This window comes from Pseudomonas sp. C9, from assembly GCF_002000165.1.
Taxonomy (GTDB): Bacteria; Pseudomonadota; Gammaproteobacteria; order Pseudomonadales; family Pseudomonadaceae; genus Aquipseudomonas.
Genome location: NZ_MPAK01000001.1, coordinates 4,638,145 through 4,651,114, shown reverse-complemented (window position 1 = coordinate 4,651,114; position 12,970 = coordinate 4,638,145). Strand labels below are relative to the sequence as shown.

The 12,970-nt window shown below is 56.4% G+C and carries 10 protein-coding genes; 8 read left to right on the top strand and 2 right to left on the bottom strand.

Translation table 11 applies throughout. From position 1 onward, the window contains the following. Nucleotides 1-5 precede the first annotated feature (5 nt). Nucleotides 6-1,283, top strand: coding sequence for a flavohemoglobin expression-modulating QEGLA motif protein (locus BMS17_RS21740; RefSeq protein WP_046032695.1), 1,278 nt, complete (start codon nt 6-8; stop codon nt 1,281-1,283). Between the two features lie 92 nt (nt 1,284-1,375). Here BMS17_RS21740 and BMS17_RS21735 read toward each other — a convergent pair whose 3' ends face one another. Beyond that, nucleotides 1,376-1,639 (bottom strand): hypothetical protein, encoded by a 264-nt coding sequence (locus BMS17_RS21735; protein ID WP_046032694.1) that lies wholly within the window; start codon nt 1,637-1,639, stop codon nt 1,376-1,378. A gap of 376 nt (nt 1,640-2,015) precedes the next feature. Between BMS17_RS21735 and BMS17_RS21730 the strand changes: the two genes are divergently transcribed. Both BMS17_RS21730 and BMS17_RS21725 read left to right on the top strand, forming a co-directional pair. Continuing rightward, nucleotides 2,016-3,431 (top strand): DUF2252 domain-containing protein, encoded by a 1,416-nt coding sequence (locus tag BMS17_RS21730; protein ID WP_218191594.1) that lies wholly within the window; start codon nt 2,016-2,018, stop codon nt 3,429-3,431. Nucleotides 3,432-3,596: 165 nt separating this feature from the next. Then, nucleotides 3,597-3,770, top strand: coding sequence for a DUF2986 domain-containing protein (locus BMS17_RS21725; protein WP_077431725.1), 174 nt, complete (start codon nt 3,597-3,599; stop codon nt 3,768-3,770). A gap of 126 nt (nt 3,771-3,896) precedes the next feature. Here BMS17_RS21725 and BMS17_RS21720 read toward each other — a convergent pair whose 3' ends face one another. Next, nucleotides 3,897-4,595, bottom strand: a complete 699-nt coding sequence (locus BMS17_RS21720; protein ID WP_077431724.1) for an ion channel — start codon at nt 4,593-4,595, stop codon at nt 3,897-3,899. A gap of 1,035 nt (nt 4,596-5,630) precedes the next feature. Between BMS17_RS21720 and BMS17_RS21715 the strand changes: the two genes are divergently transcribed. The 5 genes from BMS17_RS21715 to BMS17_RS21695 all read left to right on the top strand — a co-directional run bounded on the left by BMS17_RS21715 (nt 5,631) and on the right by BMS17_RS21695 (nt 12,661). Next, on the top strand, nt 5,631-6,047 hold the full coding sequence (locus tag BMS17_RS21715) for a DUF6006 family protein (RefSeq protein ID WP_077431723.1): 417 nt from the start codon (nt 5,631-5,633) through the stop codon (nt 6,045-6,047). A gap of 276 nt (nt 6,048-6,323) precedes the next feature. Further along, nucleotides 6,324-9,032 (top strand): hypothetical protein, encoded by a 2,709-nt coding sequence (locus tag BMS17_RS21710; protein ID WP_077431722.1) that lies wholly within the window; start codon nt 6,324-6,326, stop codon nt 9,030-9,032. Between the two features lie 28 nt (nt 9,033-9,060). After that, entirely contained in the window at nt 9,061-10,551 is a 1,491-nt protein-coding gene (locus tag BMS17_RS21705) for a phospholipase D-like domain-containing protein (RefSeq protein ID WP_077431721.1), read from the top strand. A 540-nt stretch (nt 10,552-11,091) separates the two neighbouring features. Beyond that, complete coding sequence (locus BMS17_RS21700) at nt 11,092-11,781, top strand: hypothetical protein (RefSeq protein ID WP_218191593.1); 690 nt, start codon at nt 11,092-11,094, stop codon at nt 11,779-11,781. Nucleotides 11,782-11,890: 109 nt separating this feature from the next. After that, nucleotides 11,891-12,661: an N-acetylmuramidase domain-containing protein gene (locus tag BMS17_RS21695; protein WP_077431720.1), complete on the top strand. Its 771-nt coding sequence runs from the start codon at nt 11,891-11,893 to the stop codon at nt 12,659-12,661. Nucleotides 12,662-12,970 lie beyond the last annotated feature (309 nt).

Here is a 12,970-nt window from a genome sequence, read left to right as displayed (position 1 = left end):
CGTCCATGAGCGCCGCGCCCCTGTCCGAACTCGATGCAGCCCTGCCCTGCCTGGCGCGCAAGATCCGCGTGCTGGATGCGCTGTCCTGGCCGGATGGCGTCGAGGAAAGCTTCCTGGCGCATTGGCGCGGCGGACGGGCAAAACTGCCCACCGTCGAATTGCACCCGCGCGACCACAGCTCCGACATTGCGGCCCTGGAAGATTTTGTCAGCCGTTGCGACCTGGGGCATCCGGCCGGGAATCACCTGGCCATGACCGCGCAAAGCTATGCCACGGCCGGCCGCCTGTTGGGCGCCATAGGCACTCCCGCGTTTACTCAGTATTCATCAGCGCTGTACCGGCGGCCGGATTTCTACTACCCACGCCTGAACCTGAGCATGCTCGACGCGGCCCGCTTTTTCCTCAAGACCACTGACGCCCTGCTGGGCAATGCCCGAATTCCAGCGAGCCAGGCCGACATCCCGGCCGAGGCTTTCGCCGCCTGGATGCAGCCGGAACTGGACCGGTTTTTCGGCCCGGGCCGGATCACGGTGGTGCTCGATTCGAGTCTGGCCGCCAAGGCCATCGCCGGCTCAAGCCGCATCCGCCTGCGTACCAGTGCTCTGTTTAGCGAATTGGACAAGCATCAGCTTTTGCAGCATGAGGCCTTCGTGCATGTCGCCACGGCCCAAAACGGCGCGCTCCAACCCAACCTTCGAAGCCTGGGCCTGGGAGCACCACGTACAACCCAGACTCAAGAGGGCATCGCCACGCTGGCCGAACTGTTCACCGGCAGCATGGACATCAACCGCTTGCGTCGCCTCGCCCTGCGCGTGCTCGCAGTTCAGCAAGCGCTGGATGGCGCCGATTTTATCCAGGTATTCGAAGGTTTTCTGGCGGCCGGGCAATCCCAAGAGGAGTCTTTCCGTTCCACCCAACGGATTTTCCGGGGCGCCAACCTGCAGGGCGGCTCGGCGTTTACCAAGGATGCCGCTTACTTGACCGGATTGATCGGGGTCCACACGCTGTTGCGCATTGCCATCCGCGACAACCGTCCGGAACTGGTGAGCCACTTGTTTGCGGGGCGCCTCACTCTGGGTGACACCGTGCGTCTGGCGCCACTGTTCGAATCCGGCTGGCTTCAGGGCCCCACCCATCTTCCGGCCTGGGCCAGCGACCTGCGCCTGCTCGCCGCCAACCTGGCCTTCTCGGCGTTTATCTCCCGAATCAAGCTGGATGTGCTCGATCTGGAAGTGCTCATGGCCTTTGCAGACGAGCACGAAGTCAACGCCAGCGCCCAGTGATCGCGGTAGCTACAGACCTGGTCGGCATTCAATGGCCGGCAGGATCAACCTTCTCAGCCCCCCAGCGATGCTCGGGGGCATGATCCAGATTATTAATATTTGATGTCACGCGCAGTGTCGCGCGTGTCCTGCTTGGTGTCGCGCTTGTCCTGGCGGCAATCAGGACGACTCTTTTCATCGCCAGACTTGCAGGCTTGCTTGGTTTCCCGGGCAGTGTCGCGCCCTTCCTGCTTGGTGTCGCGCGAATCCCGGCGCTGGTCAGCCTGGTCGGTCGCGTAGGCCAGCGTCGGTGCCCAGCAACTGCCCGCAGCAATGGCCAGCGTGACCAACACAGGCAAATAACGTTTGCGAATCATGATGTTCCTCCTTCCAGAGTCATCGATCCCGTTGTGCCCCAATCACTCATCGCACAGGGCGGACGGGAGCTGTTGTAGCGTGCAAACCGAAACACTCCTCACAGGGTGGAATTTAACGATAGACGACGTAGGCGGCCCTACAAGGAAGCGGGTTTCCGCTGGTCGGTGAGCGCAGGAATAACTGTCAGAAGTACCCGCTGTAACAACCACCTCATTTCTACAGGCGCCGGTTTTACCAGCTGCTACGCTTCAAACAAATAGCCTTTTAGCGCTTTCCTGGACACCGGTGCACGCGCGCTCTGTGGGCTGATGGAACAGTCGCATTACCAGATCCTGTGCCCGCGCAAGTTTGACTTCGTTGAGCAAAGGAGTGGACATGCCCCCCCGCAAAAGCAGGCCTGCCAGCAGCCTGGCAAGGCCATCGGAAAACACCGGTGACGAGTCAATCTTTCTCTCGCGCAAGGAGCGTCTGTACGCGGGTGAGCAATTACGCGAGCGTCTGCCACATGCGGTTCACTCCGTCTGGAAACCACCGAGCAAACACCGCGACCCCATAGAGCTTCTCGAAGAGTCCAACCGCTATCGACTGCCCAACCTGGTGCCACTGCGCTACGGGCGCATGTTGCGCAGTCCCTTCACCTTTTTGCGCGGTTCTGCAGGTTTGATGGCCCATGACCTGGCCACGATCCCGACCACTGGCATTGAGGTGCAGGCCTGCGGGGATTGCCACCTGATGAACTTCGGGTTGTTCGCGACACCTGAACGCAATCTGATTTTTGACATCAACGATTTCGACGAAACACTCCCCGGCCCCTGGGAGTGGGATGTGAAACGCCTGGCGATCAGTTTTACCGTGGCCGCACGCGATAACCGACTCAGCGACAAAGACGCTCGGGCCATTGCTGCCAAATGCGTTTGTGCCTACCGCGAAGGCCTGCGCAAATTTTCGAAAATGGGCCCGCTGGAGGTCTGGTATGACTGCCTGGATGCCCAAGCGATCATCGATATGGCGCCCAATGCTGAAATAAAGAAAACTCGCGAGCAGGTGGTCGCCAAGGCCAAGACGCGTCTTGGTGATTACCTTTTTCCAAAAATCAGCAGCGAAGTGGGTGGGCGTCGACGGCTGATCGATCAACCGCCCTTACTGTTCCATGTGTATGAAAAAGGCTTCAACCAGCGCGTCCGTTTGGCACTGCTGGATTATCGCTTGTCACTGCCCCATGAACGACGCGTGCTTTTTGATCGTTACCGCCTCGAGGACATTGCAGTCAAAGCGGTCGGGATCGGCAGCGTCGGCACCTATTGTTTCGTCGGCCTGTTCTTTTCCGCGGAAAACCACCCTTTGCTCCTGCAATTCAAGGAAGCCTGCCCCTCGGTACTGGCGCCCTATGCCGGCAAGAGCGAGTACGAGAACCAAGGGCAACGCGTGGTCACGGGGCAACGGTTGATGCAGTCTTCCAGCGACATTTTTCTGGGCTGGACACGCGGTAAAAACGACCGGCATTTTTTTGTACGCCAGTTACGAGACATGAAAATGTCAGCGCCCATTGAAGGCATGTCCGCCGCACGGATGAAAATGTATGCCGAGTGGTGCGGTCATACCCTGGCGCGTGCCCACGCCAAATCCGGGGATGCGGCACTGATCAGTGGTTACTTGGGCAAGACGGACTCCTTCGACCAGGTCATCGGCAAATTTGCCATCGCCTATGCCAATCAGAATGCGAAAGATCATGCCGCGCTTATCGCTGCAGAAAAATCAGGGCGGATTAATGCACTTCGAGAAGAGGAGTGATGAAGCCGATCCGTTGCGTTGTTTTACCTCGTGCGCTTGAGTTGCCGACGCGGCCAGTCCATATCGCAAGGTGTGTAACGTTATGCACTCGGTGCGCGCCACGGGAGTCTGGCCCAATACCTTAAGCTGATATCATTCAAACATTTACGAGCCGAGTTGAAAAAGATGAACCGCCAGAAAAAAATAAAGCAGTTATTGAAGGCCCACGCCAAAAAGGCCAGCGCCAAACTGGCACCACGAAACACCTCTAAATACATCAGTAAAGCGGACCGATTGAAGCTTGCGGCTGAGTCCGGTCAAGACGTCATCATTTCCTCTGAGAGCGGCTCTCAAGGCTGATATCGGCCCCTCACTGGAGCTGTAAAAACGTTCTTTTTTACCCACCAGGGTTTGTTTGCAGCCGGTGGTGATGGACTGAAACCGGCCATTTGCATTCGGTCGGAGGTGGCTCAGGCAAATCGAGAGTCACTTCATCTGATTCGATGGATAAAGACCGGCAAGCCGCGCAATCACAACACCAACGTAAAAGACGCCTGAAAACTCTTCGACCATCACAAGTGAGCGGGCGTGGTTAGTCAACGGGATAACATCACCGTAACCGGTGGTTGTGAGCGTCGTGAGGCTAAAATAAATCAGCTTGAAGAAAGTGCCGGGCTGTACGAAATCGAGGTGACCAGGGCCGAATGAGCCAGCGCTGGATATCTCGACCAGGGCATAAACGAAGGACCAAACGAAGGCCAGCATGATGTACCCCGCAAGCGCGCCATGCAGTTTGTCGGCTGTAATTGGCCCGCGCTTGAGAATATAGCTAAGCACTGCGCTAAACGAGACGGCAAGAGACGCCGCATAAGATATTCCGGCGAGGTTAAGAATGGCGATGCTCTCAGCCCACAAAGCAGCCCATTGAAGGCCAACCCCAAGCAATGCCAGGCCCAGTTTGAGGATGAACCCTTGCCGAGTCTGCCTGGTGGCGAAAGCACCCACGAGCAGCACGATGGAAAACAGAATGCCGAGCAACGTGCGAGCAAACGTGCCCTCCTCAAGGAAGGGAAACACAAGGATCAACCCTAGTAAGAGCAGCAATAGATAGGTGCAGGGCCCTAGCCCTATAACCATCTGAGCTAAATCCTCCTCAGGTTCGGTTTTATCTTGCGGACTTGTCATACCGGTTTCCCAGAGGCTGAAATAGCGCTCGTGTCCTGACGTTGCACCGTTGAAACAGGACCTGATTTTAGAATCTGGTTTTAGAATAGTCGGCAGTGAAACTCTAGTCGCGAATGCATAGGAGAGGATTCAGCCTGACAGACAACTCTGAGTCGTTTTCTGTCCTTCGCGACGGGCAAAAAACGGCCAAATGCAGCCATTGGATGAAAGTCCGTAAATTGGCGACAATCCGCGCCATTCTGATTTCGCAAGCTAATTCGGGTGGTTCGAAAAGTACCCCAGCGATTTCCATTAGCGTGCGAAATTGCACTCCACTTGACCGCCCGTTTGCATTCGACCTGACCAGTCATTTGCATTCGTTCTGACCTCCGATTGCATCGGATTTGACCAGCACGCTTTGTAACCATGATTGGCAGAGAGTGGCCGATTCTGTTGAAAAAGTCGGCCATGGTTTCCGCAGCAGAAAAGAATGCTTCTGAGATTGAAATCTTCACTTTCGGCAAAGGTTAGCGGACTCAGATTTCACGTATCAGCGTGCTAAAAAGGTGCTTTCACCGGTCAATCTTCTGGCCGTTTCAGAAAACCGACTGTTTTCAACAGAATCGGCCAGAAACAGCCACTCACGAGATACCGCTTACAATCTAAAGCTGCGACAACACCGTGGGTGGAATCTGTGCAATTTTCAACTAAGAAGTCTGGGGTAAGCTGGACGACGCTGGGCCGGTCCTGTCCTAATACCAATGGGTTTCGGTCGAATCGATTGCGATGAGAACGAATTGCAGGAGCATAACGCGAATCATTTTTTCAGCGATTTCCTAGCCCTTGAAACTACAGTCTGATTAATTGCGATTACTGGCGCCGCCTTGGCTTCCAATTGCTCTGACGACTGCCGTCGTACTGTCTATCATTGCAGGACGACATCTGGTCCTTGGCCAAAGTAATGATGCCCCAGCATTGGAGACCGAAACAAACAAACGTCCAAGCTCACTTTTTGCTGTTATTCAGTCCATATCTTTTCGCAAGGAGTATGCGCTTATGACCGCAAAGTATCATTCGCTACTTACAGCTTCCTGCAACCTGACGTTATTTTGTCTCGTCGTTGCCGGCCCGGCATACGCAGGCATGGCGTCGGGCTGGTGGGGTGGCTCTTGGTCCTGCACTATCGATGGGCGGGCGGCTCAAATGAAGTGGACCGTGGTCGAGGCTAGCCAAACGACAGACAACGGTGATGGCACAGCGACCAGTACCTCCGGCGTCCGCTGGAAGGGCAGTTTTTCCGACAATGGTTCGAAGTGGGTGGCACTGACCAATCCTCGCCTTGGCAATAAAGGAGGAATGTACTTCAATCACGCTGATGGTAATCGATGGTATTTACCCAAACCTATAGGTAATAAAACTACGGGATGGACGACTTGGAACGGTCAGCAGTATCCATTAAGTTGCTGGAAGTAGATCTAAGATCGCTTGGTCGGCTCAACCCCATGCGCATAGCACACTAGGGTCGCGCTGGCCTTCGACGTTACATAGAGAATTGTGAAACGACACGGCCACGTAAAAACGCGATCGAGGGCCGGTAACAGTCGGTCAACAGTAGTGCCTCGGGATTGCTATGCAGGATTGCGATGCGATTTTACTTGTGGCCAGATTTTTCTTGTATCTACGCAAGTGATCGTACCTTCAGCCCCACCCTTCGATTGAGACCCAACTGGTAGCTCTCTGGACACAGCCATGTTCGACTTAACCAAGGATCTTGCCACTTACGGCGGAATTCCACCTTATGCCAGCGAGCACTACGGTGTGTACCAGCCGCTACTGGGCTGGCAATCGAAGCTCAGCAAGAAGTGGATCGAGCGCGGCGGGATCTTGGTCGATCCGCGCGTAAAGCGCATCCTCGACGGTCGTATCACACCCGGACCGACGAGCGTCAACAACTCCCCCACACTGGAGTTCATAGCCGACCCGCTGGAGCCCGGCGCGGGTAAGTCACCCTTTAAGGTGCGGCTCACAAAGGACCTGGGCAGCCAGTTGGTCCTCATCGTGCTGGCCAAGGTCCAAGCTTTCGTCGACGCGCACGCTGGCAAGCTCCCCGCCGGTCCGGAATGGGGCCAACTGATTGAAATCAACAACCTCTTGGACAAGGATAAGGGCGATCTGCGCAAGGCTAACGACGCAGCGCGCGCCTTGGCCAATCAGCAGTTGTTGCAGTCCGCTGGGCAATCGCCAACCAAGGCGATGATAGAACAGTCGCGGCGCGACTTCTTGGTGACGATGCAGTACGAATCACAGATCGCGACCCTTCTGTTAGCCCTCGCCGAAGGCCAGGCTGGTGTCAATCCGGACGAGTTGCGCAAGCTCTTTTCGGTCGACGAAGCACCGCCCCTGAGCGACATCCTGCTGCCCACCGACCCGCTGGCTAACATCGACCCCGCGGATCGCACGGGAGCACTGGCACCGGTCGGATTCGTGCACCTCTTCAGACAGTACTTCTTCGACCTCGGGACATTCATCGGCGAACCGGTCGAACATGTCTGGCTGGCGCCAGCCACGACAATCGAGCTGATCGAGGTCAGCACGCGAAAGACGATGCTCGAGCGCACCGACGAGATCTCCCAAGAGTCCACGACCCGCAGCGAGCTGAGCGAGACGTCAAAGGACGAACTCAGCGACGCTGTCAAGGAAGAAAACACCAGCAGCACCAAACTTGGCGTGTCGAATACCAATACCGTGAAATTCGGCGTCTACCAAGGCACGGTGTCTGCAAGCTTCGGGCTGGAGTCGACACGCAAGGAGGGGCGCGAAACGACCCACAAGCAAAGCCGCGAGCAGGCTGAGAAACTGTCGACTGAGATCAAGCGCAGCTACAAGTCAGTCTTCAAGACGACGACCGAAACCACCGACACGCGCAGCCGCCGTTACGTGTTGCAGAACCCGAGCAACAAGCTCATCAATTACGAGCTGCGTCGCAAGATGCGGCGCGTGGGCGTGCAAATGCAGGATGTCGGCGTGCGCCTGTGCTGGCAAATCTTCGTCGACGACCCGGGCAGCACGTTGGGGCTGGCCGACCTCGTGCACATGGTCGAGTCGCCAGACTTGGCGAGCATTAAGGAACCGGACCTAATTCCGCGTCCCGCAGCCATTTCGAAAAAGGTCGTAGTGCCGATTCCGTTTTCGCCGATCCTCAACTACTCGAACAATCACGCCAATTACGCCTACTCCTATCTCGAAACGGCCAACACCCAGTACAAGGGAAAGCACCTGAGCATCATCAAGGGCGACGATGAAGACGACGATAGCCAGACTATCTTCGGCCCGTTTCCGTTCAAGTTCGACCCGCCGCAGGCGAACTATGTGTTAAGCGAAGTGCGGTCGGTCGGCGTGCAGGGCAACAAACAGGCGGTGATCAAGTTCCCGCCGCAGCCCACGACCGACGGCAGTTTCGAGATCGTAATGAACTTCGTAAATTTCGGTGGCGAGAACCAGGTTAACCTCGAACTTGAGCTCATCTACCAGCCTACAAGCGACGAGATCACCCGCGTCGACACCATCAACGCGGCCAACCAGGGCAAGTACAACGCCGAGGTCCAGCGCCTGTACAAGAAGACGGTGCTTGAGAACGTTCGTGCTCGAATCAAGGACGCCAGCAACGTCCGCCAGCGCTCAACAGTTGCGTTGCGCGAAGAGGAGCGCACGATCGTCTATCGCAAGCTCATCGAGCGGCTAATGCTCGACAGCTGGAAGCTGCCCGACACGCCCGAAAACCGGAGGCTGAGCCATGTGCGTTCCGAGATCGTCCGTTCGCTGTTCGACATCGACGCGATGCTGTACTTCGTTGCGCCCGAGTGGTGGATGCCGCAGCGCCGGACGGGGCAGCTCGACCTGAACGTCAACCTCGACGGAAACCGTTACAGCCTGACCGATGGCGACAGCTCACGATGGGGCGGCGAAAAGCGCAGCGCCAATTACAACATCACCGAAGACTCGGCGCCAGCCAAGCTCGGCGCATCGCTCGGGTGGCTGATGCAGCTTGATGGCGACAACCTGCGCAATGCCTTTCTCAACGCGCCGTGGGCCAAGGCCGTCGTTCCCATCCGCCCCGGTCGCGAGGTGGCTGCGCTGAACTGGTTGCGATCGATCGAAGGCCACGAGAACGACGGCTGGGATACGCCCTACCTGGGTACGTCGGCCGAAGACGCGCAGTACGCGGGCAAGACTGTGGGCGAGGTGCTCCAGATCATTGCAGAAAAGCTCACCGCCGAGAATGGCGACATTCAGAATACACTGGCCGCCGACAAGGTGTTCCAAAGCGGCTTCGACCCGCTGGCAGACGGCTTCAACGCTGGCCTGCCACCCAATCAGGTCTTCAGCCAATGGATCACCGTGTTGCCGACTGACCAGATCGTCGCCGTCGAGTACAAGCCCATCGACTTGAACATGTGACCTTTACGACCCGGATCGGAGCCGCACCGTGAACGACGAATTCTTTCTTCCGCCGAACGATGGCGACCGAGTCTGGGAGAGCAAGCCCGGCAACGAGGTCACACTCTTCACCGACAACCGCAAGCTCTTCTCCTCGGTGCTGGCCGACTTAAGTGGGGCCGACGGAGCGGACGACTTCGCGTACTTTGTTAACTGGTGGTGCGATGTCGACATTCCGCTGGGCGACCCGGCCGCGTCGCCGTCGCCGCCCTTGCTGCGTAGCGTGATGACCTTTATCTGCCGCGAGCGACCCGATCCAGCCGCGAACTCTTCGCAGCCGGTTCCGCAGACAATTATGGGCGCGCAGGTGTGTGGCATGATCTGGCGCCATAAGCGGCAGCACGACTTGGCCGGGTTGCCAGCAGGCATGCTCAGCTTACCGGTGTCGATTTTCGGCGACCCCTGGCTCGCGGCAATCAACACTGCGGCCATCAAGCACATTCGCAGTTGTTCAGCCAACTCGCTGGGTATTCTTGACGGCGAGCATCGGCTGTTCGGATCCCACCACCAGAAGTTCCTGGTCGTCAGGTCGCGACGCGGTCTGGTCGCTTACGTCGGCAGCACCGACTTCAACGCCGACCGCATCTTCGCCCAAGGCGGCAAGGCGAAGAACCCGCCAACAGACCGCGGGGCGCCGCTGGAGGACGTGTCATGCCGGATCACTGGGCCAGTGTGCGCCGACGTGCTGAAGACCTTCGTCGACCGCTGGAAGTTGCATGATGATTCTAAGAACTTGGCCCTGCGGGGTGATGGCTACGCAGACCCGCAGATATCGGTCGGCAACGTGTCGGCGCAGGTCACTCACACCTACGGCGATGGCTACCCGTTCAAAGGTGGCGTGCGTTCCTGCGCCAATGCCTTACTGCGCATAATCCGCCTATCTTCGAAATATATCTATTTCGAAGACCAGTACCTCATCGGCACCAACGAGCTAGGCGCTGTGCTTCGCGATCGCCTGAACAGCAACGTCACCTTCACGGTGGTGGGCGTGATGTCGCCCATCGAGGTTGTCGGAGACCTGCGCTGGCTGACGCAGCGCCGTTCCGACTTCTGGCGGCCATTGATTGCGGCCTTTCCAGGTCGGGTGATGATCTTCGAGATGCTCAACCTATCTCGCTCGCCGTCCGGCGACGGTAGCTATCTACATGCCAAACTCTCAATCTCGGACGACGCAGTGGCGATGGTTGGCTCGATGAATTTCAGCAACCGTTCGGCCACCCACGATAGCGAAATGATGGTCACGCTGACCGGCGACTCTAACGACGCCGACAAGCCCACTGCCATAGCCGCGCGGCTGCGCCTGCAGCGGTGGACGCGCCATCTCGGTGTGCGTCCTGGTGAGATCGAGTCCATTTCGGACGGTCTCGCCGCGTGGCGCAGGCCGCGCAGTACGGCCCTCGTGCGGGCGTGGGTACCTTCGGCCACGCCACTGTCGGCTGTTCAGCGGCAAATCTACGAGCGCTTCTTCGATCCGGCCTGAACGGCCGGCTCGTCAAGACTCCACCCACGGATACACTCGCTAAACCTCGTCGCACCGATAGCGGTTGTCCATCAGATACAGCCATCCCCTTTACTAGGGCGTACAGCACGCGCTTGATACTCTGCCGTGGACCCGCAGCGAGAAGGCGGCGGTGGCAATCGGACAGGCTCTTCATCCAGAGGTCAAGGGCCTTGAGGTCCGTTCGATCTTTGTCCATGACAGCATGAGGTGGCTGACCAGGGAGGGTAGCGTGTGTTCGCAGCGCAGAACGGTGAGTCTCTTCAGTGGGTCGGGTACGGGTATTTGACACTTCGAGCCGAAGTGAGCGTTTAACGCCTTGCGCTCACATTCCGTCTGCATGAGTAAGTCTCGGAAGTTCTGGATAGGCGCATCAGCTCCTCTCCTGACGGTCCGGAAGGCCGAACTGCGTTCCACCGAACGATTTTCGAGATTGTCTCCTCAGCGGCTGGAAGCAGACGGACTATCTATACAGGGTCGTTCTCTGCCGGTCATGGCCACGCAGCGTGATGGTCAAATCCGATGCAAATGATTGGTCAGGTCGAATGCAAATGGGTGGGCAAGTCTGTGCAATTACCCAAGCGGTTAAGGCTGCAAGGACCTATTCTGAATGGACTCGTTTTGTCTAACACTTTTTCCTCAGGGTATCCAATGCAACCATGGAGTTCGCTGGAAATAGTTAAACTCATCGTCGGGATCTTGACGCCTTTGTCCGTTGCCGCCTTCGGATGGTTTATAAGCCGTCATCTAAAGCGCCTGGAATTTATTCAATGGTCAAATCAAAAGCTGACCGAGAAAAGAATAGCGATCTACGATTCCATAGCACCGTTACTCAACCAGCTTCTGTGCTTCTACACTTGGGTAGGTCAATGGAAGGAGGTTTCACCGGAAGAGGTCATCAAGGCCAAACGCGAACTGGACAGAATATTCAATATCTATCGCCACCTGTTTGATGACGAAATTTACGAGGCGTACCAATCTTATATTCATACTTTGTTCGAGACGTTCACTAGCCCGGGCCAAGATGCCAAGATCCGCTCCCACATTCAAGGAGCTTATGGAGACCGAACTAACGATTGCGCATACATGTGGAATCCAGCTTGGTCTCAGAAGTTTTCGACGGAAAATGTCGTAGAGAAAGCAGAAGTACGAAAGCAGTACTTTCGGCTTATGAACGCTCTGAGCTTTTCGATGGGTGCCAAAAGGCAATGATTTTAACGCTCATGCCAGGGGGGCGGTAACTTCCGCTTTGAATCATCACAGGCGGAAGAAGCTGAAATGGCGCTTGCTAATAACGCTTTAACACAGAGAGGACTTCATCATGAACTTTAAAAGTAAAGGCCGCCCGCTAAGTGATGGAGGCATAGAGCGGATTTGCGACGCTTTGAGCGTTTTCGAACCAGAAATATGGGCAATACTGAGTGTTGAATCACAGGGTTTTGGTTTTTTGCAGGATCGACGACCAAAGATATTTTTTGAGCGTCATATTTTCCACCGCCTTACAGGTGGGGAGCACGATACGGGAGACTCAGATATCAGCAATCAAAACCCAGGAGGTTATATTGGAGGCCCAAGTGGATACCGACGCCTAGAGAAAGCGATGGAGCTTGAGCCGGGCGCCGCACTCCAAAGCACATCATGGGGTATCGGCCAAGTCATGGGTTTCAATTTCAAATCAGTTGGCTTCGCCACAGTAAATGATATGGTCGCCGCCATGGTGAAGGATGAGGACGCCCAACTGCTGGCCGTGGAAAACTTTATCAAAGAAAATAACCTGGCGGGTGAGCTGCAGCGCAAGAACTGGGCTGCTTTTACACGCGGCTACAACGTTCAGCACGATAAAAACGAGTATGACACGCGCCTGGCTGCTGCCTACGCTAAGTACAAGGTTGTTCACCCTGATTTAGCTTTGCGCACCGCACAAGCGGCATTGCTCTATCTTGGGATCGATCCTGGGCCAATCGATGGCTTACGCGGTCGTTGCACAACCTCGGCGGTGAAGCAGTTCCAAAATCAAGCTGAATTACCGGAAACCGGGGAGTTGGACCGCGACACCGAAAGCAAGCTGCTCGAGAAGGCATTCCCTGCCTAGGTTGTCCGTCATGAAGTAGCCTCACACCACTCGCATGCTCCCCCTTGTGACCATGACCTTAGCCGGAGCGTTGTTCGCGACAGTCAACTTCGGGTCACTTTTTTGCCTATCGCCATCGTCAGCTTTGGGTCGTCTGCTGCCCTTGACCACAGGCAGAAATCGGCCAATAGCGGCCCGTCGAAGATATCCCTGTAACGTTCATTGAGGCTCGCAATGAACGCTACGTGACAATGCCAAACGACGAGTGCTTATCAGCCGCTATCGATCGTACGCTCCGTTTGCCGGCAAACCTGCATAGATGGAAGGGTA